Origin of the sequence: Pseudolysobacter antarcticus, from assembly GCF_004168365.1 — a bacterium.
Lineage (GTDB): Bacteria > Pseudomonadota > Gammaproteobacteria > Xanthomonadales > Rhodanobacteraceae > Pseudolysobacter > Pseudolysobacter antarcticus.
Map to the genome: position 1 here is coordinate 3,709,247 of NZ_CP035704.1, position 22,093 is coordinate 3,731,339.

Genomic DNA, 22,093 nt, shown 5'->3' on the forward strand with positions numbered 1-22,093 from the left:
CACGTCAAAATATCTTGTAAGTATCACCGTGAATTTTCAGCAACTGCGAACCATCATCCTGGCGTTGCCCGACGTGCTGCAAGGCATCGAGCACTTGCGGATCGTTGTCGCGCGCGCTGAGTATGGCAACCACATCGTAGTGGCCAGCGCCGATTTCAAACTCGCCATCCACGGCCAGTGCGCCGGTGCCATCGTCCTTGATTGTGCCCTTGACCGAGCCGGGCGCAGTGGCGGCGAACAGGATCACGATGTCACCAAAACGCGCCTCCGATGCACCACTCACACCGGCATGCGTCCAGCGCACCGAACCGCTCGCTGACTGGACGTGATTGCCGAGCATTTTCAACTCGGTGATCGTGCCGTCGACATCGCCAATCAGCCGCAGATTCGGGATATCCACGACTTTGGAAAACAGTGTGACCGGCAAGTGGAAACTGCCGTCGCGCGCAAGGATAGTGCCGTCTTCAATGCGCGTGACAAATCCGCCGGCGGTGCCGAATACACCTTTCAGATCCAGCCGCGCCTGCACTTCGCGCGACAGCAGCGGGCTTTTCGCGAGATGCCAGTCGAATGCGCCGACCGGCACTTCGAACACGCTCATGTTGTCGGCGTGACCTTCCCAGATCGTGCCCGACAAACCTGCGAGCTTGACCGCTCCGAGGCGCTTGGCAACGTATGGATAGGCAAAATCTGCCGGGCACGTCCATGCAAAAACACCCACGGCGATGATGAGCAAGACCACAAAAAGAAAAAGGTAACGGATGAATTTCATATCGTGTTGCCTGGAGTTTTGAATGGATAAAAATCTGAAATCGGATAGATCAGTGATCTTCCAAGGTCACGCGCACATTCACGAGACCGACGCCATCGGCGCGATCGGCGGAAAAATCCGTGGCCTGCACGCCGCAGTCCCGTGCCAGACTTTCGAGCCAGTTCATGAGCGCATCGAACGATGCCGCATCCAGACTCACACGCACACTTTTTTCGCTGAGCGGTTCGACCCGTTTCAGTGCGCCGGTCAAACCCGCGCCGCGCGCACTCGCATCGGCCAGCGCGAGCAGAGATTTGCCCTGACGCGAACTCTGACCCTGCACGCCAAGCCCGCGCAGGCGCTGCGCCTCGCTCGCATCGGCACGCATCGCGGCCAAGGCCTGGCGTTGATCGATCACCTGGCGCTGCAAATCGCTGCGGGCGCGGGTCAGTGGATACCAGACAAACGCCCAAGCCAACAGCAGCGCCAACACCACGCCACCGACCGTCAGCATGCGTCGTTCGCGTTGTTGCAAACCGTACCACCAGACCTTCATGGCTTGGCTCCACTGATGCGCAAACGTCCATCGACGCCGGCTTCGTTCGGATTCGCTGCGGTGACTTCGACTTTCAAACCCGGCTGCGTGGCAAGGCGCTCGCGCAGGCTGTCGAGCATCGGTACATCGGGCGTGCGCAATGAAATTTCCAAAGTGTCGTTGCGAAACTCGACACCCTTGGTGGTGATGCGCGTGGTGCTGCCGAGCACCGGCGCAATCTGGCTGAGCAAACGCAGCAGGCCACCGATTTCGGCGCCGCCGCGCAGGCGATTGAGTTCGCTATGCATTAGGCCGGGCGGATCATCATCACGCGTGAGCGCCGGAAACGTTTCGTGCAGCAACGCACGTTGCGCGAGATCGATTTCGTTCGCTTCACGCTGCAAACGCCACTGCACAATCAGCGCATGCGCGAGCGCCAATACAACCGTCGCGACGGCCAGCATCGCCACCCAACGCCACAGTTTTTGCACCGGCGCTTGGCGATGTTTGGCCGCGTAGGAGCCTTGCAACAGATTCAGCGGCAGAGTCGCACCCAGACCTTGCGCCAGCAGTCGCAGCGGATCGCGTTGTTGGGCGTGATAATTCGCGATCGGCACGCCGAGATCCAGCGCGGGCGCGGCGCGAAAATCGAAAACTTCCAGCGCGATGGTCGGGCTGGTATCTGCGGCGATCACGGGCAACCATTCGGCCAGCGATGCCGTATCGCAACTCAATGCGCGCTGCGCTCCAATACGCAATAACGACTGCTGCGATTCGATCAACAACGCGCCGGTCGTCGCCGACAAAGCGAGCGCATCCGGCACGAGCGCATCGGCGCGAATGTCGTGCGTGGCGAGCAGATCGATCCAGCCCTGCAGCACATTGCGCGCGACCACCGCCACCGCGATCTGCGCACCGGTAATATGTTCGGGCAACGCAAAATGCAACTCCTCGACCGGACTCGCGAGCTGATCTTCGAGCGCGTACGGAATCGCGCGCGCCAGTTGATTGCGCTGGCGCGTGACCGTCGCGGTCTCGGTCAGCAACACTTGCGCAGATGGCACGAGCACGACGATCTGCTTGGCCGCTGCAAGCACTTGCGCCGACGGCAACCCGACGCTGGAACCGGCCAGGGCACGGCCATCCTCGGCCTGATTGAGCCAGCAGAATTGATTGTCGGATTGCAGACGCAGCAGCAGACGTTCAGCCATGGAGCGGATGCCAGTTAGGATGCGGCGATTGTAGCAGCGGATGGCTCGACGCAGCGTCGGCGAACGTGCTGGCAGAAGTGCTGGCGGACGGCGCGCGCAATATCAATCGCTGCCACGATAACGCGCGAGCACGCGGATTCCGGCATCGGCGCCATTGTTGCGATGTTCGATCAGGCTGAAAAACGTGAATGGCAACGCATCGAGAGTGATATCGCCCCGCGCTTGGAAATAGGTGCTTTGCACGCCAAAAATGAGTGCTGCGTCGCCATCAAGCGCGATTTGTTTTTGCTTTAGATCCTCTCCAACCGCTTCCAAAGACAAATAGTGAGCCTGTCCGTTACTCCAGATACGCGTCGCCTGATCCTCGGTCATGCTATCCGACAACATGCGCAATATCGGCACCGTCGCCGTATTGATATTGATCATGCTGCCAGTGGGCAAAACACAAACATACGGCGCCAACGCCTGATACACATTGTTGTCCACGCCCTTGAGCAGGCGCAATTCCGAGACATGCGCGAAGACGCGGTTGGCTGAACGATAAGGCAAAGGCTGCGCGAGATAGAAATTATCTTTTGCGCCACCCGAAGATGCCGTGGGACTGATACTGAGCCAGTCGATGATCACATTAGCCAAGGTCGGATCAAGTTGCAGTGCCCTCAGCAGGCGCTTGAAATATTTCGGGTAGTCGGCATTATTGCTCCCCAGATTATTCAGATTGAAACAGCCATTCATGTCGCGCATGCGCGCCGAAATCGTACCACCGGGTACTGGTGTCGGCGGTAGTGGAATCGCCCAGATATCGCTGTTGGTGTCGAAGTTCGGCTGCTCGATCTGGGCCGCACGCAATACATGAGCGGCATAGTCTTCCAGACCTTGCGCATAGGCCGTCGCCTGCGCGGCGCGCAACGAATTGCGCGTGCGCGCGGCGCTGAGTTCGCCGCGATCAAGCAAGCCCGCGACCAGCAAGGTGACGAGTGCCACGACCAGCAGCGCGACAAGCAACGCAACACCACGCTGTGCCGCCGTCGACGACACGTTTTTCATTTGCCACCCACCACCGGCAGCGGCACGGGTGTCGGCGAGCTACCGCCGCCGTTGACGCCACTCGAAGGCGCACTCGTTGGCATGCTCGTCGGCATCTCGATCAGGCGTGAGATCTCGCCCATCTCGTTAGTGCCGATGCGAAACTCGATCGCGCGCGGCAAGTCTTGCAACGCGGTGCTGTCCTGCGTTGGCCAGCTGTCCAGCCAACGGCCCTTGTTGTCGAGATAACGCAGTTGCAGCGACTTTACATTGCTGCGCAAATCGATCAATTGCGGCGTGCTACCGGGCGCGCGATCCAGCACAGCAAATGTGCCGCGCTTGATTTTCTTGTCATCAAATTCGTACAGCACGCGTTCGAGATTCGAGCGCGCCTCGGCCTGCGGATTAGCGAAACCGAGTCGCGTGAATTCGATATGATCGACCGTGCCGATAAGAGCGGGTTTCGGCACGCCATAGTTATCGCGAATCGGACGCGCCGCAACCTGGCGCAGGTCGCGCTCGAAGATCGAAACCGCGCGTGTGAGTTGCGCAAAATCGTCCTGCTGCCGCGTCAGCTCTGCGCGTGTTCGCGCCACGCCGCTCAGGGCGCCATAAGCCAGCGCCGACATCGCGCTGAAGATCACCAGCGCGACCAGCAATTCCATCAGGCTGAAGCCGCGAGCGATACGCTTCATGGACTCAAATCCTGTCCCGCAAAACCGGTCAGTTGCGCCAGTGTCGTTTGCGGTTGCAGCTTGCTGGAAACGCGGATATCGAGGCGACGAATGCGCGGCTCCTCGGTCGACTGCACGACCAGTTCCCAGCGCCAGTCACGCGCCGCGTATTTCAGATCGCCGTCGCTTTTTCCGGGATCGGGAAACGCGTTCTTGAGCCGCGTTTCGGCCAGCACATTGGCGGCGACCCAGCCGGCCAGGGTGCGGTCGCGCAGCTCGGCAAAATTACTCACCGAGCTGCCGGCGGTGCGCGTCAACGCGAATAATGCAATGGCAAGGATGAGCAATGCGATCAGCACTTCGAGCAGGGTGAAACCACGCGCGCGCGGTATCGCGACAGACTTATGGACGCACATGGCCATTCACCATCGCCAGTTTGAGTGCGCCGTTCGGTTGCCCAGTGAGTTTGTAATACACGTCGAGCTCGCCGAAGCCGAGATCGAGTTCGAATGGCGTGATTTCGCCTGAGGAAAAACACACGAGCTGTGGTTTGTCCGGCAGATCGGTGAGTACGCTGATGCGCGTACCGTTGCGTTGCAGGCTCGGGATAATTCCGTTCCAGTGGCGACGACGCAATTCTTCGTTACCCAGTTTCAGCGGACGCCAGAGATCGCCCTCGAAGCGACTGAAACCATAACCGTCCTTGGCAAAACTCAGGCCAATTTCGCGCCCGCCGAGCTCGGCCTGTTCGCACGCATGGGTCAGCAACGCCTGCAATTTTTCGGCCTCGTGTTCGAGCTGGCGCGCGCCGCCGGCCGAGCCGATCGATAACGTCAATGCGGCTGCGAGCACAGCAACGATCACGACGACAACTAGCAGCTCGATCAGGGTAAATCCGGTCGCGAAATTGCGATCACGCCGCCGCGCAAAAAAATGGTTGCGAGAAGAAATCATGTGCGGAAGTAACGGATTTCGTGCAAGGCGAAGACAGCGCAGATTGCCGCGCTCAATCTTCCCAGTTGCCGACATCCTTGGCCTCGCCTTCGCCACCGGGCTTGCCGTCGGCGCCGAGCGAATAGACGTCGATATCGCCATGCTGACCCGGATGGGTGTACAGATACGGATGAGCCCACGGATCTTTCGGCACGCGTTCGAGATAACCGCCGGATTTCCAGTTCGGCGCTTCGGGCGCACCACTGGGTTTGTGCACGAGTGCATCCAGACCTTGCTCGCTGCTCGGATAAACGAAGTTGTCGAGCTTGTAGATATTCAACGCCGATACGATGGCCTGGATATCGGTTTTCGCACGCACTTGACGCGCCTCGCCAGGGTGCTCCATGACGCGCGGCACAACGATTGCGGCAAGAATGCCGAGAATCACCACGACCACCAGAATTTCGATCAGGGTGAAGCCGCGGTTGCGTGCGCTGCGGAAATTTTTTGATTGATCTTGCGACATTGCGCTCATACCTTGTATTGCCTGCGACTCGCGCTGATCATAACAGAGCATGCCCAACCTCTCTCAGCCAGACAACCACGCCACATGGAGCGCGCGCGATCTCGCCGTGCTGTGGCATCCGTGCACACAGATGCGCGATCACGAAACCGTGCCGATGATTCCGATGGCGCGCGGCGAAGGCGCGTGGCTGATCGATTACGACGGACGCCGCTATCTGGATGCGGTGAGCTCGTGGTGGACGAATATTTTCGGCCACGCCAACCCGCGCATCGCGGCGGCGATCAAGGATCAGCTCGACAAACTCGAACACGTCATGCTTGGCGGTTTCAGCCACGCGCCGGCGATCGAGCTGGCCGAGGAATTGTTGCGTATCGCCCCGCCCGGACTGGCGCGCGTGTTCTACGCCGACAACGGATCGAGTGGTATCGAAGTCGCGCTGAAGATGAGCTTTCATTATTGGCGCAACCTCGGTCGCGGCGAGAAAACGCGCTTTATCGCGCTCACCGGCAGTTATCACGGCGAAACCCTCGGCGCACTTTCAGTGACCGATGTGGCCTTGTATCGCGACACCTATGCGCCGTTATTGCTCGCGCCGATTTTCGTGACTTCGCCGGATTGCTACGAGCGTGATGCGCAACAAAGCTGGCAAGATTATTCGATCGCTCGACTGGCCGACATGCGCGTCGCACTCGAACGTCACGCGCACGAAACCTGTGCGGTAATCATCGAGCCGCTGGTGCAATGCGCTGCCGGCATGCGCATGTATCACCCCGCGTATCTGACCGGATTGCGCAAGCTTTGCGATGAATTCGAGGTGCATCTGATCGCGGACGAAATCGCTGTGGGTTTTGGTCGCACCGGCACGCTGTTCGCGTGCGAGCAAGGTGATATCACGCCGGATTTCCTGTGCCTGTCGAAAGGCCTCACGGGCGGTTTTCTGGCGCTGTCTGCAGTGCTGACGACCGATGCGATCTATCAGGCGTTTTATGCAGAGTATTCCGCAGGCAAGGCGTTCCTGCATTCACACAGTTACACCGGCAACGCGCTGGCGTGTCGCGCCGCTCTGGAGACGCTGGCGATATTTCGCGATGAGCCCGTGCTCGAACGCAACCGCGAGCTCGCCGCACATCTTTCGTATGCGCTTGCGCCATTAAGCGAGCACCCGCACGTTGCCGAAGTGCGCCAGACCGGTTTGATCGCCGCCGTGGAATTGGTGCGCGACAAAACCACGCGTGATGTATTTCCCGCCGAGCAACGGCGAGGGCTGCGTGTGTATCAACACGGGCTCAGCCGCGGCATGATTCTGCGGCCGCTCGGTAATATCGTGTACTTCATGCCGCCGTACGTGATCACGCCAGACGAGATCGATTTGATGGTTGAAGTCGCGCGCGAAGGCATCGAGATCACGCTGCGCGACTGACTCCGGCTACGAAAAAAGTAGAAATTTGTCCGGTGTACCGCAGTGCTGTTCCCTCGTTGCGATTCCCTAGTACCATCGCGTCATGCGTCGAATACGAATCCACACCGAACAAGCACTGCTCGCTGGCAGCAGCGTTGCGTTGGCCGAACAGGCGAGCGAACATATTGCACGCGTGTTGCGCATGGAGATCGGCAACCGCGTCACGCTGTTCAACGGCGACGGCAACGAATACGACGCCGAACTGACCAGAGTGTCCAAGCGCTCGGTGACCGTGCAAGTGAGCGAGCAACGCACGATCGACAACGAATCGCCGCTACAACTGACCTTGGTGCAAGCCGTGGCACGCGGCGAAAAGATGGACTGGATTCTGCAGAAGGCGACCGAGCTCGGCGTCGCGAAGATTGTTCCCGTGATCACCGAACGCACCGAAGTGAAGCTCGATGAGGATCGTACCGAACGTCGGATCGCACACTGGCGAGGGGTTATTGCTAGTGCATGCGAGCAATCGGGCCGCACCCGATTGCCGGAAATCTGCGCACCACTGCGTCTGCCGGTGTGGGCCGGAAGCCTGACGGATAGTACGAGGTTGCGCCTGGCGCTGTTGCCACAAGGCGAGATCGGACTGCGCGACGTTGCCGACGAAATTCAAGGTGCTGCGATCGTGATCGGCCCGGAAGGCGGATTTTCCAGCACGGATACAGCGATCCTGCGCGCGGGCAATTTCCGCGGCCTGCGTCTCGGCCCGCGCATCCTGCGCACGGAAACTGCCGGGCCAGCAATACTCGCGGCGCTGAATGCGCTGGCAGGTGATTTCAGCTAGCCTTTTTCGCTAGCGTAAACGTCGAAAAAATCTACGCCGCGGCGTTAACTACCGCGTCGATCTCGGCTTCGATCTGCAGCAGATTCGGGATCACCGCACGCTCATCGCGCATGATGACTTGCGCCTGCACACCGGGAGCGGGTTCGGCATCATCTTGCTCGACCGATACCAGCAGTTCTGGGGTAATCGTGGTGAGGCGCGGGAAACCCTGCGCAAGCATCGCGATGAACGGCAATTTGGGATTGTTGCTGAGCGCCTTCAGTACGACGACGCGCGCGTTGCTGAGATTTTCTTCGCTGGCGACGCCGGCGAGTTGTGCGAACGAGAACAACGGCAGTCGCCAGCCGCGCCACGACAAACGACCAAGCAACCACTTCGGCGCATCGGCAATCGCTTCGGGTGGCGAATACGTAATCACTTCGGCGACCGTCGCATTCGGCAGCAATACGCGACCATTGCTGACCGGAATGAGTACGCCGCGAATTTCGCGAGTTTGATTTTCAGACATGACTTTACTCGGCAGTGGCGCAGATTGCGGCCAGCCGCATGGCTAACTGGCGCGGTGGTGCGGAATATTGGACAAGGCCGGCGTCATCGGCGCTATCGACCATGCTGCTGATCACGCAACTGTCGGACTGCTGCGCCCAGATCAGGCCACCGCTATCGGCGACGAGCTGGCACGCGGCGATGGCACCATTGACTGTGCCCGAAAGAAGAATCACGCCTGCGCGCACGCCGAAACTTTCGATCAGGTCGCGCATCAATGCTTCGGGCATGGAAAGGCTTTCCCTTTCATCCGCCGCCAATAGCAAACGACCATCCGGCTTGACCTGTAAACGACCTTGCGCCGGCAGCAGCAATACCTCGCCCACGGCGGCCGTGGCGCCGTGCTCGGCGACACGAATCGGCAAAGCCGAAGCCTTGCTCATTTGCGCGACCATTGCCGATTGAAAATCAGCGCCGATCGGTGCCACGACAACAAGCAACGCGGCGAGCTTTTCGGGCAGTGCTGCCAGGAATTCGCGCAAGGCCTCGGGCGTTCCGATCGAGCCAAATAGTACCCATACGCGTGGAATTGCATTCTTGATCGGACCATCGGATATTTCGTCTTCGACCGCGAGCGGTGTTAGCGCCCAGTCCGAACCGAAATCAAACGTCGCAGCTTCTTTTATTTCGACCGGTGCGGCGGCGGCAGTTTCGACCGGCAGCGGCGACGGTATGGCGGCGATATCGGCTTCAAAATCCAGCAGCGCCCAATCATCGGCCACGCGCGAAGTATTTCCCTCGGCGGCAAGTGTCTCTTCGTTTTTACCCTGGAACCAGTCCGAGGATTTTTGCAACGGCGCAGGTTCCGCGGACTCGCCGGCGTTGTCCGAACCGGCGCTATCGGCAATTTCGAATTCGATATCGCTATCAGCGAACGACAATGCCGAGGCTTTGTCCTGACGCTCGATATCGATCGCGGTGTGCGCGAAATCATCGGCATCGTGCAACGAAAGTGGTGTTTCCAGCTCATCGGTCAATGCATGCGCTACGGTAGTTGGAGCATCAGCGTTGATGTCGACAGCCTGGAATGCAGTCCAACTATTGTCCTCGACAATATTCGCAGCGATTTCGTGATTCGTCTCACGCAACACAGGCGCCGCATCGAAATCGCCGGTCGGAAAATCCAGTAATTCGTGCGTTTCTGCAAGCGCAATGGCGTCGGGCTCAACAGACGCAATCGCGGCGAATTGTTCATCGCTGTGGGTTGGCAATTCTTCCGTAGCCGGCGTTTGGATCGGATCGAGCAAAGCATGAATTTCTTCGCTTGGCGTAACCGCCGCTTCGTTCATATCGCTGTTTGTCGCGGCGACAGCCACGAGCGACGGAGTTGCTGCCGCTTCCGCATTCAACGGACGCATCGGCAATAAAACGCTGGAGTCGCCGTGCAGCTTGGCGGCGAGATGTCGTGCCCAGCGCGCCTGGTCATATCCTGCCAGCGCTTCCGACACGTTTGTCTCGTTGAAAACGAGTGCATAACCATCGGCCAGCAAATGGTCAATCGTCGAAAACGCATCGTCCTCGTCGCCATCCATGCTCACGACAACCGCACGCGCGCCACTGGCCTTGAGCGCCGCCAGATCAAATGCGTTTGCTGCGCCTTCATAAGCGACGCTTACACCGAGCCCAGCTAGCGCGGCTCGCATCGCCTCGGGCATCGGGCTGGTTTGATACATCAGCCCCACGTTTACCTGCGTCGACTCAAACACCACGGGTTGCTCCGAGCACTTCGCGGATATTCAACAACAAATCCGCTTCCTGATAAGGTTTGCCGAGGTATCGATCGACACCGATTTCCAAAGCGCGTTGACGATGTTTGTCGCCGCTGCGTGAGGTGATCATGATGATCGGCACGCCGCGCAGACGCGGATCGTTACGCATGTGTGTGGCGAGCTCAAAACCGTCCATACGCGGCATCTCGATATCGAGCAGCATCAGGTCGGGGACCTGATCCTGCATCTTGTCGATCGCGTCGAGCCCATCCTTCGCCGTGATCACGCCCATTTCGCTGCGCTCCAGCACGCGTGAGGTGACTTTGCGCATCGTAATCGAATCGTCGACCACCATGATCAGCGGAATCGTGCGTATCGGTGCGACAGGGGCGATTTGCTGCGGTGGCTGGATCACCGACTCCGGCTCGCTCAGCGCGAGTTCGCGGCGTGCGGCGTGACGGCGCAGCAAGGTCGCAAGATCTAGAATCATCACCACCGAGCCGTCGCCCATAATGGTAGCGCCAAAGATGCCAGGCACCGAGCTGATCTGCGGACCGACCGACTTCACCACGATTTCGCGCGAGCCGATGACCGCATCGATGCGGATCGCCGCGCGCTGTTCACCAGCGCGTGTGAGCAGCAACGGATACTGACTTTCGTCGACCGGACGATGGCCGGAAATATCCAGCAACTGCGGCAATTCGCACAGCAGGAAACTCTCGCCAAGGTAGGCATACACCGGATCGGCGTGGACGATACGTGCGTCGAAATCCTTGCTCTCGATACGCGCCACGCCCTGCACTGCGGACATCGGAATCGCGTACGAAACGTCACCGATGCGTACGAGAATCGCCTGCGCCACAGCGAGGGTAAACGGCAGGCGGATGCTGAAGCTGCTGCCTTGCCCCGGCGTCGACTGGATTGCCAGCGAGCCACCGAGCTGCTTGATTTCGTTGTTGACCACATCCATGCCGACGCCGCGGCCCGCCACCTGTGTGATCTGGCTGGCGGTGGAAAATCCGGTTTGCAGAATGAAGTTGAACAGTTCGCTATCGTTCGGTCGCGCATCCGCGGCAAGCAAGCCACGCTCGATCGCACGTTGACGAATCGCTACGCGATCAAGACCACGGCCATCGTCGCTGACGCGGATCAGAACTTCCGTCGCCTCGCGACTCACCGCGATATCGACCGAACCCGAACCTTGCTTGCCTGCGGCTTCGCGCTCTTCGGGCGTTTCGATACCGTGCGCAAGCGCATTGCGCAACATGTGCTCGAACGGCGCTTTCATGCGATCGAGCAAGTTGCGATCCATTTCGCCCTGCGCACCACGCACGTTGAGTTGCGCGCGTTTGCCGGTTTCTTCGGCAGTCTGACGCAGAACGCGGCGCAGCGATGGCACCATCGATTCGAACGGCACCATGCGCGTGCGCATGAGGCCTTCCTGCAGTTCGGAGCTGACGCGCGACTGCTGCAGCAGCAATGTTTCGGACTGGCGGGCCTGATCGTCGAGCAAGTTCTGGATCGACACCAGATCGGATACGGATTCGGCGAGTGCGCGCGAGGTCTGTTGCAGTTGCGAATAGCGATCCATTTCCAGCGGATCGAAACCACCCTCAGCGGTGCTCACATGTTCGCGCTGGAAGCGCGACAGAATCTGCGCCTCGGTTTCCATTTCCAGGGTACGCAACTGATCGCGCAAACGACTCACGGTTTGCTCAAGTTCGACCAAGTTGCTGCGGAAGTTGCCGACCTGTTGTTCGAGGCGCGAACGATAGATCGATACTTCGCCAGCGAAGTTGACCAGCGTGTCGAGCGTATCGGCACGGACGCGGATCATTTCCTGAGTGGCGCGCGGCGCAATTTCTTCTTCGTCGGCGCGCACGACCAAACGCGGGCGCGATGGCGTAACCGCAGCGAGCGTCGGCGCAGTTGGGGCTGGCGTTACTTCGGTCTGCACTTCGCGTTCGACATCACGCGTGAACTCATGCACGACCGGCGCGGCATCTTGTGCCTGCAACGGCGTGCCGGCGACCAGCGCCTCGAAACGTGCAATGGCGTTCACCGGCATGCCGATGGCCTGACGTTGTGACACGCGCTGGATCAACGTGTGCAAACGATCGAAACCACGCTCGAACGAATCCATCGCGGCACGCGTCATCGGTCGACGCTGCTCGCTGATCGCTTCGAGCATCGATTCCATGACGTGGCTGAGATCGCCGATTGGCTCAAGGTTGGCCATGCGTGCGCCACCCTTGAGGGTATGCAATTCGCGTTGCAGGCCGCTGAGGATTTCCTTGTCCTGCGGTGCGCGATGCAAACGCGTCAGCAGCGCATCCGCATGATCGAGGATATCGGCGCCTTCCTGCACGAATACTTCTAGCAGATCGTCGTCGATGTCTGCGGCGGCGAGCACGCCATCGGGCTGAACATCGTCCGCGATCGCCGGCGCAGGGGTTTCATCGAGCAACACCACGTTCGGGCGAAGCTCTTCGTCGGCACTTTGAATAACGGCGGGCTCTGGTGTTGGTGTCGGTGCAGCAGCGGCTGGGGACTGCGACAGTTCGTAATGTTGCGGCTCGTCTGTCGGCGCTGCATATGGTGTGGACAAGATGATTTCTTCGTCAGCGGAATCATCAACGGATGCGACTCCCGGCTGATCCGCGAACAACACATGCTCATCGATGTGGGTTTCGTGCACCGCAGGCTGCTGGCTGTCGTCCCTCACTGATTCTTCGAGCATCGAGAAGAACTGTTCATCGGTCACGGCGTCGCCGAGTGAAGGTTCGGTCAGCTCTTGGTCGACCTTGGATGGCTCGATCGCAACGGCTTCATGCACCACTTCGGCCGATGGCGTTTCAACGTGCGAAAACCTTTCGAATACCAGGCCGGATGTGAAGAGTTCTTCCTCTTCCTCCTTGCGCTGCTCGGGCGTGGCAGCTTCAACGAGGCGAATCGGCTCGTCATGCAACTTGAAGAAGTCGTTGTCGTCTTCGCTGACCGGCACGGGGTGTTCGGCAGATTCATTGCCGGCGGCAATCTGCTCATCGCCGGACAAGCTGATTTCTTCGTCGTGCGACGAGGCGTTATCTACATAAGCCGCATGCGCATGGTTCTGGTTGATCGCTTCTTCGATCGCTTCTTCGATCGCTGCTTCGACCGCGGCATCGATCGACATATGCTCGGTATTTTCTGCGTGCGCGTCGGCTGTAATGCCAGCATCCTGTGAATCCGTTGTATGTGTTTCCGGCGCGGGAGTCGTATCGTCCTTATGCGCCTCGAATTCCGCAGCGTGAACGTTGTACGGCAGGATCGAATCAGGCGCACTGGCGCGCAACGAATTGACTTGTTGTGTCAACTGTGTGCTGGACGGCCATTGCGGATGATCACTTTCCAGCTCAAGCATGACTTGCTTGATCAATGTGGACGTATTCGCCAGCGCCTGCGCGCCAGTGCTATCCAGTACGCCATTTCGTGAATAGACACCTTTTACGTAGGCTTCGAGCGGCGACAAAACACCGCCGAGCACCGGGATTTCGACAGTCGCAATCGCGCCGTTCAGCGTGTGCAGCGCACGCACCAGATCTTCGGTCACCGGAATGGAATTTCCGGCAGCGGCCTCTAGATGGGTATCAACAACACTCAGATGCGCGGCCACTTCGCTACGCAGAATGTCGAACAACACCGGATCGATACCGGACCATGACGTACCGCGCGATTCGGCCTGCGCTGGCGTTTCACTGGACAAGGTTTCCGGCTCAACGGATTCCGCGACCGCGGCAATCGTTGGCACCGGCGCCAGCGACGAGCGCAGGACCCGACGCCGCACCACGCGCTTGATCGTGCGCATGCGCAATTGCGGGTTTTCCAACGCGTTGATTTCGCCACCCGCCACGAGGCGGTCGGCGTGATAGACGATTTCGCCAAGGTCGGCATCGACATCACCCGTGCCACCGAGCGCGGCAAGTAGTCCGGGCAGTGCATCAACCGCACGTGTGATCAGCGCTTCGACATCCACGTTTGGCGGAACCGTGCGATCCAGCACACGGTTCAGCAAATTCTCGATTTTCCAGCCAAACTCGCCGATGGCCGCGGCACCGACCAGACGCCCCGAACCTTTCAGAGTATGGAACGAACGGCGGATCGGTGTGAGTTTGGACAGGTCATGCGGATTTACCCGCCATGCCGCAACGGTGGTGTGCAAGCTCTCGATTTCTTCAGCGACTTCTTCAAGGAACACGCCGCGGATATCGGCGTCGATCTCATTCGTGGTCACCGATTCAAAATGGGTCGTGGCCGGGCTGAAGTCGTACTCGGGTACTTCTTCTTCGATCTCTTCCTCGATTTCGATGTAGTCGTCTTCGGCATCGGTGATAGCTTCGTGCGCCGGTGCCAGCAGAGTAAAAACAACTGGCGCAGGTTCCGTCGGCGCCGAGGATTGAGTCTCGATCACTGGCACGATTTGCGGCGCAGCGGCTTGGGGTTCTACCGGCGCCTCGGATAGCGGCGCTGGCGCAACGAGTTCGACTTCAGGCACAAACGCGGCGGCGGCACGGTGCTCGGGTATGGATTCGGCATGCACTGCGGCAGAGGCTTCCAACGTGCCAGTCCACGAAACCGGTTCGCGCTGCGGAATCGGCCAATAACCCAGCGCCGTCAAACTGCTGCGCGTGGCATTGAGAATTTCTTCGCGCCCGCTGCGGCGTTCGCGCGTGGCTTCCAGATAATATTCCATCGACGCAAATGCATCGGCGAGCCGATCCAGCTGCGCCGCTGTCGGCACGCGTTTGTGCTGCAATAACTCGACCTCGACAAAACGCTGGATCGCGGTCATGAAATGCGCGGGCTCGACCAGATCAAGCATGATCAACGCACCGGAGACTTCTTCGAGTCGATGCGGAATCTCGGACATGTGCGAGTGCATCCATGGCGCCTCGATGAACGAGATTATTTCCTGCTTGGCGTGCGCCAGATTGGTCGCAGCTTCTTGCATCAATGCATCGAGAATGCGACGTACTTCGGTGGTCGGCAGGTGTTCGAGGAAACCGGCGGGCTCGGCGCTTTCTTCGGTCGCACCGAGACGCTCGATATGATCGTCGAGTGAGGATTCGACGTAGATCAAGGTGCCGGCGATGTCCAGCAACGAAGATTCTTCGACCGGACGCACGCCAGCGGCGATGTCAGCCAGTGCTTGGCGTTGTTCGCCAACCAAACGGCGTGGAATTCCCAGACCCAGCATGCCCAAGGTATCACCGACGCGATCCAGCACTTCGGCTTGCGCCTGCAATTGCCCAGGCTCGCGGCTGTGCGAGCGCAGGAAGATATCCAGCGCTTCTTTCACGCGCAGCAAATCGTCGCGAATCGCCACGGCAACGGTGTCGAGCAGAGTGCGGTTGTGGCCGGATACGCTGCCCTTGGCGTGGCGCAATTCCTGGTCACTCGGCAATAACGAATTCAGCTTGTAGGTCGCACGAAGTTCGGTGCTGCGCGGGCCGGCATCGCGTGCATGCGCGACGTAATACAACAGGTTTTTTACGAGCTCGCGCGTGGGATCGCTGCGCAAGGAAATTTCGCCGTCTTCCTGCAACCGACGGATTTCGCGATCGATCTTGCCGAACAGCAACTTGAGCGTGACGCTGGGTTCGATACTGTGACTTTGCACGCCCTCGATCACACCGGCGGCAACCCACCATAGACGACGCGATTCCACCGAAACACACAGACCACGCAAACGATCGAGAATACCCAGCAGGCGATCCAGCGGACCGGCCGCGGCGTCATCGCGAAACCATTTCAATAACGCTGCCAGATACGCCGTGCGCAAATTGCCCGCTTGCGCGCGCATTTCGAGCGGCGCGAGCAACTGCGCCGCACCGCCCGCCGACGCCGGCAAGGCCGCATCGAGATTCGGTGCAAACAACGCCGACTCGGACAACAATTTTTGCCCACGGCACGCACGCAAATCGTTCAACAGCGGCAGCAGGACAATCGGAATGTCCTTGTGTCCGCTTTGCAGGCGTTCGAGGTAATCGGGCAGTTGCACGATGCCGCGCATCAGCACGCTGTAGGTATCTTCCTGCGGACTCACTTGCCCGCTGAGCAGATCCTGCGCGAGCCGTTCCATTTCTTCAGCGACCATCGCCGCGCCGTACAGTTCGACCATGCGCAAGGTGCCCTGCACCTGATGCAGGTTGTTGGCGCAGAGCTGGATCTGGCTGCTGTCGGAAGGATCTTCGACATACGTTTGCAGCGCGTGCAACGCTTGCTGCAAGGTGTCGTCAAGCTCCTGCTTGATCCAGCGCAGTGTGGTGAAATCGCTAGTTTGTTGCGCACTCATGACCAGACCACCAATGATGACGCGACGCGCACCTCGGGCTCAGCCCGGGCAGCGCAGGGGAAAACAACCGGCAAAAGAAATTTCACTAGTTCGACCTTGATCAGCTCGGCAAAGTGAAGTCGGCAACCGAGCGGCGCATGTCGTCCGCCAGTTTCGCCAAGTTACCGACGGATTCGGCGGTCTGGCTTGCACCGACCGATGTTTGCGTGGTGATTTCCTGAATGACGTTCATGGTCGCGGTAATGCTGCTGGCCACGGACGATTGCTGATTTGCGCTATGCGTAATGCCTTGAATCAATTCGGCCAGATCGTTCGACACCTTTTCGATTTCGCCGAGCGCCAGACCCGCGTCTTCGGCGCGACGTGCGCCGGAAACCACTTCGGTCGTGGTTTGTTCCATCGAACCGACCGCTTCATGGGTATCGGACTGAATCGTCTGCACCAACGTTTCAATTCGCCGCGTTGCGCCCGAGGCGCGTTCCGCGAGTCGTTGCACTTCATCCGCGACCACCGCAAATCCACGACCGGCTTCACCGGCGGAGGCCGCCTGAATTGCCGCGTTCAACGCCAGAATATTGGTCTGCTCGGCGATGTCGTTGATCAGTTCGACGATGGTTCCAATTTCCTGCGAGGATTCACCGAGGCGCTTGATGCGCTTCGAAGTTTCCTGAATCTGGTCACGGATCGAGTCCATGCCCTGAATGGTTTGTCGCACGACGCCAGCACCCTTTGAAGCGATAGCGACCGAGCGCTGCGCCACTTCGGCGGAGTCGGCCGAATGTCGGGCCACCTGATCGGCGGATTGGGCCAGCTCGCCAATCGCGGTGGACGCTGATGTGATCTGCTGCGCCTGATGCTCTGCCGCTTCGGCCAGATGCATTGTGGTGGCCTGGGTTTCCTGCGCAGACGCCGCCACCTGCAACGAGGTTTCGTTAATCGTGGTCACCAGCGAGCGCAGCGCTTCCACCGCGTAATTGACCGAGTCGGCAATCGCGCCGGTGATGTCTTCGGTCACTGTCGCCTTCACCGTCAAATCGCCTTCTGCGAGGGATCCCATTTCATCCAGCAATCGCAAAATGGCTTCCTGGTTACGCTGGTTGAGCTCGGAGCTGTCCTTGAATCGACGCTGTTGGTCGCGGAAAGTAGTCATCGCCAACAGGATCACGAGGAACACGGCCAGCGCCGCGGCACCGGCACCCCACCAGATATTCGGGAAGATGCGCTGCGGCGCCAACGCGCCGAGACGTTGCGCCACCTTGTCGGCCTGGATCAGCACGCTCTGGCTGTCGGTGAAGCTGTTGTCCGCAGCGGTTTTCACTTCCTGCACACCGGACGACGCGTCGAGCAGTTTTTGCACCGGCTCACCAAGCTCGGTCCACTGCTTGTTGATGTCATTCAGAATCTCGTGCGCCGAACTGTTTTCCATCGCCTTGATGCCGAAATCGGCGTTACCGCTAATCAAGCCGGTCAATACCGCGCCGTACAAACGCGCATCGCGCGACAGACCATCCGCGGCCGATTGCGCCTCGGTGCCGCCCTGCAGCACCTGTTGCACACGACGCAACATGCGATCGCCGAGCAACATCTGGCGCGACACGATCATCACCTGACCGGCTGCACCGTTCTTTTCGGTAAGGATTTTCACCACTTCGTCGGTACGCGAGTTCAGCACCGGCAGCTTGGTCGAAAAGTCGTTAGCAAGAGCCGTTGCATTCAGCACGAGATCCTTGTTGCTGAGAATCTTGCTGATGTTGCCATCGAGCTGCGCCCACGCCTTGCCCAGATCAGTCAGTTCGGGTTTGACCGATGGCTCATTCAGGTAATTCGGCAGGCCGGAGGCTGGATCGCCGTTGAGCAGCTTCTGCACTTCGCCGGCGATACTGGCCTGGGTGCTGGCAAGACCACCGAACGCATCGATATTACCGGAGGCGGATTCAGTCGCGTATTTCGCGAGCTGCTGCGACTGCACCTGAATCTGCGTGGTCAGCGCGGTCGCTTGTCGATCCTGCGTGGCTTTGTTGTTCAACAAGATGAAATCCACGACCGCCACGAGAATGGCTGCGATCAGCAGAACCACCAACAGCGTATTCGCTCCGCCCGACTTCTGTTTATCCGCGCTCATATCCACCGTCTCTCAAAAAATTCAGCTCAATAACGCCTGCCGAGGCAGCCCTATGGCATCCAGCACTCACGCTGCAAGGAAATCAGGCGCACGTACCAGCTCGGCCATACTGAACAGGCTCCACTGCACATCCCCCAACACATAACTTTCGTAAACAAATCTTGCGTAGTTTTCGTCCAGCTCGGCATTTTCGAGCTTCTGCGTATTCACGAAATTGCGCTGGCCCAGAACCTCATCCACGAGCAAACCGACGCTGCCGGCCTGCTGCCGCACCAGCAAGACACGACTCGAATCGGTCGTAATCGTGCGCGTGCCACCGAGAAAAGTTTTGAGATCAATCACCGGCGCGAGCACACCGCGCACATTCGCCACGCCCAATACCCAATGTCGGGTGCCGGGAACGTGGGTCAAAGGCGGCACCGACAGGATTTCGTTGACGTCGGCAATCGTGCTGGCGAGGAAGCGATCACCGACCCGGAAGCCGATACCACGCCACAAGCCGGGCGCCTCGATTTGCTCGGGCATACCGGCGGCATGCGCCAAGCTGCGACGCTCGATATCGGCAAGCAGATCAAATGCGGAAATCTGGGGAACAACATTCATGCGACGGCCATCAATGCGATAAACCAAAGGGAGGAGGCGGCGAGCTTGCCTTGACCGGCAAACAGGCGCTGGGGGGCGTGCCCGAGACGATACCGAGCAGGCATACGCTGCATCTGCAGCGTCACGAACCCGCGCGTTGCAACGCGGGCGTCTCCGAAAATTGAACCATGAACCATCACCTGCCCCCTTGCCGGTCCGGATCGTTGTTTATTTATTGATCACATGTCGCCGGATCGCATCCAGCAATTCGTCACGTGTGAAAGGTTTGGTCAGATATTGCTCGGAACCGACAATGCGCCCGCGGGCCTTGTCGAAGAGACCATCCTTGCTCGACAACATCACCACCGGTGTGGAGCGGAATACCTGATGATTCTTGATCAACGCGCAGGTCTGATAGCCATCCAGTCGCGGCATCATGATGTCGACGAAGATGATATCGGGTTGATTATCCGAAATCTTGGCCAAGGCTTCGAAACCGTCGACCGCAGTGACGACTTCGCAACCCTCTTTTTTCAACAATGTTTCGGCGGTGCGACGTATGGTCTTGGAATCATCGATTACCATGACCTTCAGGCCGACCAGCCCCCCTGTATCTATTGTTGCGTCCACTAAACCCTCTCTTGCAGCGGAAATGGTTGCAGCTCACGCTCGCCATTCAAGACAAACCAAACACCTGTTTAACAAGCGGCCATCAAGCTGTCAAGAAAAAAGCCCATGGCGCGAGCAGCGTGTGTCCAATGTTCAAGCATTAAATCACTTTTTCGGTATTAGTGCAGGTATTTACGCAAGAATTTGCTGCGCTCACGACTAACCGCAGGCGCATACCGACACTCGCGCCGGGAGTTTCTCGACATATCCCAATGCATGGCTTTACCCGCATGCATAGCGCGTGCCAAGAAAAATCCGCCGTGCATTCTCGACTCGATAGCGAAGAAATGCATCCTGCCGGTTGACCGCAAGCCGCCGCATCCGTGAGGATGCCGGATTGCACCACCACGAGTTGAATCATGCCGCGCAGTCTTGCCGTGCTGATGGATTCCATCGAGCACATCCACACCGAGAAAGATTCCACCTTTGCCATGTTGCTGGAAGCGCAGCAACGCGGTTATACGCTGTGTTACATGACCCAGGGCGACATGGCCATACGCAACGGCGTGCCATGGGCGCGGCTTGCGCCACTAAGCGTGCGCGACAACACCACGGACTGGTTCACGCTCGGCGAAAGCATCTGGTCCGATCTGCGCGAACTGGATGTCATCCTCGCGCGCAAGGATCCACCGGTAGATGCACAATTCATCTACGACACGATGGTGCTACAGCTTGCGTTCGATGCGGGTGTGCTGGTGGTCAATCATCCGCAGGCACTGCGCGACGCCAATGAAAAACTGTACTCGTTGCACTTTCCGCAATGCACGCCGCCGAGTGTGGTCGCGCGCGATGCGGAAGAAATCCGGCGTTTCGTCAGCGAACACGGCCAGGTAGTTTTGAAGCCGCTGGATGGCATGGGTGGACGCAGCATCTTTCGCAGTTTTCACGGCGATCCGAACTTGAATGTGATCCTCGAAACGCTGACCGACAACGGCCAGCAGTTCGCGATTGCACAAAAGTACATCGAGGAAATCACCGCCGGCGACAAACGCATTTTGTTGATTGACGGCGAACCAGTGCCATACGCGCTCGCGCGTATTCCGCAGGGCGACGATTTCCGCGGCAATCTCGCACGCGGTGGCAAGGGCGTCGGTGTGCCCTTGTCCGAACGCGATCGCTGGATCGTGGCGCAAGTGGCGCCGGAGCTGAAAAAGCGCGGCATGATTTTCGTCGGCCTGGACGTCATCGGCGATTACCTGACCGAAATCAATGTCACCAGTCCGACCTGCGTCCGCGAACTCGACAAGCAGTTCGGCCTCAATATTGCCGGTCAGTTATTCGATCATCTCGAGCAGCGGCTGGCGTGAGCAGCGCCGCAAAAACCCGCGTCGCCATGCCTGCCAACGTCGGCAGCAGCGAGCGCCTGCGCGTCACCTTGTTATTTGCCTTGGTCATACATGCGGTGGTCGCGCTTGGCGTGACTTTCAGTTTCGACAAACCCGCGCCGCGGCTGCCATCGCTGGATGTAATCCTCGTGCAATCCGCTTCGGGCGAGAAGCCCGAGAAGGCCGATTTTCTCGCCCAGGCCAACAACAGCGGCGGCGGCAACAGCGACAAGGCGCTGCGTCCGAGCGACCAGTTTTCCGGCAGCGTGCGCAAACCGGAACAGGGCCTGACACCACAGCCGATGGAAGCGGGTGCGCCGCAACCGAACTCGCAAAAAGCGACGCGCGTCGTCACCCGGCAACAATCGAGCGACCGCATCAATAGCCAGATCGAAAGCCGCGAGGTGCCGCCGACCGATCTCGCGCTGGCGCCGCAGGAAGTGCAACGCAAAATGGAAATGGCGCGGCTCGCCGAAGAAATCCAGAAACAGACACAGGCCTATGCCAAGCGTCCGAAGAAAAAAGAAATCAGCGCCAACACCAAGGAGTATGTCTACGCCAACTATATGCGTGCATGGGTGGCGCGGATCGAGCGCATCGGCAATCTCAATTATCCGGATGAAGCCAAGCGCGAGCAATTGCATGGCAACGTGATTCTCACGGTGGCACTGCGTCGCGATGGCTCGGTAAAAAATATCGAAATTATCCAGAGTAGCGGCATTCGCGTGCTCGATGAAGCTGCGACTCGCATCGTGGGACTTGCTGCACCGTTTCCGCCGATTCCGACCAATACCGGCGAGGATATCGACGAGCTTTATGTCACACGCACCTGGCAGTTTCAGACCGGTGATGGTGACAAAGATCTCGCGATTGGTGCGCAATAAACTCGCTCGTTCTGTGCAGTTTTGAG

18 protein-coding genes are annotated in these 22,093 nt (G+C 59.1%); 4 read left to right on the plus strand and 14 right to left on the minus strand.

The window, feature by feature from the left end:
* Window positions 1-4: 4 nt before the first annotated feature.
* The 8 genes from gspN to gspG all read right to left on the minus strand — a co-directional run bounded on the left by gspN (window position 5) and on the right by gspG (window position 5,707).
* Window positions 5-772 carry a type II secretion system protein N gene (gspN, locus tag ELE36_RS15925; RefSeq protein WP_129835000.1) on the minus strand — a complete coding sequence of 256 codons (768 nt, stop codon included), beginning with the start codon at window positions 770-772 and terminating at the stop codon, window positions 5-7.
* Window positions 773-821: 49 nt separating this feature from the next.
* Window positions 822-1,307: a type II secretion system protein GspM gene (gene gspM / locus ELE36_RS15930; RefSeq protein WP_129835002.1), complete on the minus strand. Its 486-nt coding sequence runs from the start codon at window positions 1,305-1,307 to the stop codon at window positions 822-824.
* Window positions 1,304-2,497 (minus strand): type II secretion system protein GspL, encoded by a 1,194-nt coding sequence (gene gspL / locus ELE36_RS15935; RefSeq protein ID WP_129835004.1) that lies wholly within the window; start codon window positions 2,495-2,497, stop codon window positions 1,304-1,306. Before gspL ends, gspM begins: the two co-directional genes overlap by 4 nt.
* Before the next feature lie 102 nt (window positions 2,498-2,599).
* Window positions 2,600-3,544, minus strand: coding sequence for a type II secretion system minor pseudopilin GspK (gene gspK / locus ELE36_RS15940; protein WP_129835006.1), 945 nt, complete (start codon window positions 3,542-3,544; stop codon window positions 2,600-2,602).
* On the minus strand, window positions 3,541-4,218 hold the full coding sequence (gene gspJ, locus ELE36_RS15945) for a type II secretion system minor pseudopilin GspJ (RefSeq protein WP_129835008.1): 678 nt from the start codon (window positions 4,216-4,218) through the stop codon (window positions 3,541-3,543). Before gspJ ends, gspK begins: the two co-directional genes overlap by 4 nt.
* Complete coding sequence (gene gspI, locus ELE36_RS15950; RefSeq protein ID WP_165371652.1) at window positions 4,215-4,613, minus strand: type II secretion system minor pseudopilin GspI; 399 nt, start codon at window positions 4,611-4,613, stop codon at window positions 4,215-4,217. The genes gspJ and gspI overlap by 4 nt, the downstream gene beginning before the upstream one ends.
* Complete coding sequence (gene gspH / locus ELE36_RS15955) at window positions 4,600-5,151, minus strand: type II secretion system minor pseudopilin GspH (protein ID WP_165371653.1); 552 nt, start codon at window positions 5,149-5,151, stop codon at window positions 4,600-4,602. Before gspH ends, gspI begins: the two co-directional genes overlap by 14 nt.
* A gap of 52 nt (window positions 5,152-5,203) precedes the next feature.
* Window positions 5,204-5,707, minus strand: a complete 504-nt coding sequence (gspG, locus tag ELE36_RS15960; protein WP_425480882.1) for a type II secretion system major pseudopilin GspG — start codon at window positions 5,705-5,707, stop codon at window positions 5,204-5,206.
* Here gspG and ELE36_RS15965 point away from each other — a divergent pair.
* Together ELE36_RS15965 and ELE36_RS15970 are read left to right on the plus strand one after the other, a co-directional pair.
* Window positions 5,706-7,076 carry an adenosylmethionine--8-amino-7-oxononanoate transaminase gene (locus tag ELE36_RS15965; protein WP_129835014.1) on the plus strand — a complete coding sequence of 457 codons (1,371 nt, stop codon included), beginning with the start codon at window positions 5,706-5,708 and terminating at the stop codon, window positions 7,074-7,076. The genes gspG and ELE36_RS15965 overlap by 2 nt on opposite strands.
* 82 nt (window positions 7,077-7,158) lie before the next feature.
* Window positions 7,159-7,896 carry a 16S rRNA (uracil(1498)-N(3))-methyltransferase gene (locus ELE36_RS15970; RefSeq protein WP_129835016.1) on the plus strand — a complete coding sequence of 246 codons (738 nt, stop codon included), beginning with the start codon at window positions 7,159-7,161 and terminating at the stop codon, window positions 7,894-7,896.
* A 31-nt stretch (window positions 7,897-7,927) separates the two neighbouring features.
* On the opposite strand, the gene ELE36_RS15975 is transcribed toward ELE36_RS15970, so the two are convergent.
* The 6 genes from ELE36_RS15975 to ELE36_RS16000 all read right to left on the minus strand — a co-directional run bounded on the left by ELE36_RS15975 (window position 7,928) and on the right by ELE36_RS16000 (window position 19,774).
* The gene (locus ELE36_RS15975) at window positions 7,928-8,404 is read right to left on the minus strand and encodes a chemotaxis protein CheW (RefSeq protein ID WP_129835018.1); all 477 of its coding nucleotides are present in this window, start codon (window positions 8,402-8,404) and stop codon (window positions 7,928-7,930) included.
* A gap of 4 nt (window positions 8,405-8,408) precedes the next feature.
* Entirely contained in the window at window positions 8,409-10,151 is a 1,743-nt protein-coding gene (locus tag ELE36_RS15980; RefSeq protein ID WP_129835020.1) for a chemotaxis protein CheB, read from the minus strand.
* Complete coding sequence (locus tag ELE36_RS15985; protein ID WP_129835022.1) at window positions 10,141-16,485, minus strand: hybrid sensor histidine kinase/response regulator; 6,345 nt, start codon at window positions 16,483-16,485, stop codon at window positions 10,141-10,143. Before ELE36_RS15985 ends, ELE36_RS15980 begins: the two co-directional genes overlap by 11 nt.
* A gap of 100 nt (window positions 16,486-16,585) precedes the next feature.
* Window positions 16,586-18,607: a methyl-accepting chemotaxis protein gene (locus ELE36_RS15990; RefSeq protein ID WP_129835024.1), complete on the minus strand. Its 2,022-nt coding sequence runs from the start codon at window positions 18,605-18,607 to the stop codon at window positions 16,586-16,588.
* Between the two features lie 66 nt (window positions 18,608-18,673).
* Complete coding sequence (locus ELE36_RS15995; RefSeq protein ID WP_129835026.1) at window positions 18,674-19,210, minus strand: chemotaxis protein CheW; 537 nt, start codon at window positions 19,208-19,210, stop codon at window positions 18,674-18,676.
* Between the two features lie 207 nt (window positions 19,211-19,417).
* Window positions 19,418-19,774, minus strand: a complete 357-nt coding sequence (locus ELE36_RS16000; RefSeq protein ID WP_129836945.1) for a response regulator — start codon at window positions 19,772-19,774, stop codon at window positions 19,418-19,420.
* Window positions 19,775-20,217: 443 nt separating this feature from the next.
* Between ELE36_RS16000 and gshB the strand changes: the two genes are divergently transcribed.
* Both gshB and ELE36_RS16010 read left to right on the plus strand, forming a co-directional pair.
* The gene (gene gshB / locus ELE36_RS16005; RefSeq protein ID WP_129835028.1) at window positions 20,218-21,165 is read left to right on the plus strand and encodes a glutathione synthase; all 948 of its coding nucleotides are present in this window, start codon (window positions 20,218-20,220) and stop codon (window positions 21,163-21,165) included.
* Complete coding sequence (locus ELE36_RS16010) at window positions 21,162-22,067, plus strand: energy transducer TonB (protein ID WP_242512289.1); 906 nt, start codon at window positions 21,162-21,164, stop codon at window positions 22,065-22,067. The genes gshB and ELE36_RS16010 overlap by 4 nt, the downstream gene beginning before the upstream one ends.
* The last annotated feature ends 26 nt before the right edge of the window (window positions 22,068-22,093 follow it).

Coding starts and splice junctions, on each gene's coding strand:
- gspN (WP_129835000.1), bottom strand. CDS start 772: ATGAAATTCATCCGTTACCTTTTTCTTTTTGTGGTCTTGCTCATCATC.
- gspM (WP_129835002.1), bottom strand. CDS start 1,307: ATGAAGGTCTGGTGGTACGGTTTGCAACAACGCGAACGACGCATGCTG.
- gspL (WP_129835004.1), bottom strand. CDS start 2,497: ATGGCTGAACGTCTGCTGCTGCGTCTGCAATCCGACAATCAATTCTGC.
- gspK (WP_129835006.1), bottom strand. CDS start 3,544: ATGAAAAACGTGTCGTCGACGGCGGCACAGCGTGGTGTTGCGTTGCTT.
- gspJ (WP_129835008.1), bottom strand. CDS start 4,218: ATGAAGCGTATCGCTCGCGGCTTCAGCCTGATGGAATTGCTGGTCGCG.
- gspI (WP_165371652.1), bottom strand. CDS start 4,613: ATGTGCGTCCATAAGTCTGTCGCGATACCGCGCGCGCGTGGTTTCACC.
- gspH (WP_165371653.1), bottom strand. CDS start 5,151: ATGATTTCTTCTCGCAACCATTTTTTTGCGCGGCGGCGTGATCGCAAT.
- ELE36_RS15965 (WP_129835014.1), top strand. CDS start 5,706: ATGCCCAACCTCTCTCAGCCAGACAACCACGCCACATGGAGCGCGCGC.
- gspG (WP_425480882.1), bottom strand. CDS start 5,707: ATGCTCTGTTATGATCAGCGCGAGTCGCAGGCAATACAAGGTATGAGC.
- ELE36_RS15970 (WP_129835016.1), top strand. CDS start 7,159: ATGCGTCGAATACGAATCCACACCGAACAAGCACTGCTCGCTGGCAGC.
- ELE36_RS15975 (WP_129835018.1), bottom strand. CDS start 8,404: ATGTCTGAAAATCAAACTCGCGAAATTCGCGGCGTACTCATTCCGGTC.
- ELE36_RS15985 (WP_129835022.1), bottom strand. CDS start 16,485: ATGAGTGCGCAACAAACTAGCGATTTCACCACACTGCGCTGGATCAAG.
- ELE36_RS15990 (WP_129835024.1), bottom strand. CDS start 18,607: ATGAGCGCGGATAAACAGAAGTCGGGCGGAGCGAATACGCTGTTGGTG.
- ELE36_RS15995 (WP_129835026.1), bottom strand. CDS start 19,210: ATGAATGTTGTTCCCCAGATTTCCGCATTTGATCTGCTTGCCGATATC.
- ELE36_RS16000 (WP_129836945.1), bottom strand. CDS start 19,774: ATGGTAATCGATGATTCCAAGACCATACGTCGCACCGCCGAAACATTG.
- gshB (WP_129835028.1), top strand. CDS start 20,218: ATGCCGCGCAGTCTTGCCGTGCTGATGGATTCCATCGAGCACATCCAC.